Annotated in this window: 1 pseudogene; it reads left to right on the top strand. The window is 58.8% G+C overall.

Features of this window, described 5'->3' with window-relative positions:
* Nucleotides 1-255, top strand: a pseudogene (locus ACZYOF_RS44715) (helix-turn-helix domain-containing protein); the annotation flags it as partial.

Below are 255 nucleotides of genomic sequence, written 5' to 3'. Positions count from 1 at the left end.
CACGTGCGGCAACCTCCGGCGAGGTAAAGGATCTGCGTCGTGAGACGGCCGCGTTGAAGGAAGTTGTGGCCGACCTCACCCTTGAGAACCGGCTGCTCAAAAAAAGCATGAACGGGGATGGGGAGGAAGAGGCATGAGATACCCTGCGTCCGAGAAGGCCGAGATCATCCAGTTGGTCGAGCAGTCGCATCTGCCGGCCAAGCGCACGCTGGACAAGCTCGGGATCCCACGCGCCACGTTTTATAGATGGTATAA

This window comes from Bradyrhizobium sp. LeoA1Lang (assembly GCF_055413685.1).
This window is presented reverse-complemented; position numbering and strand designations above follow the sequence as displayed.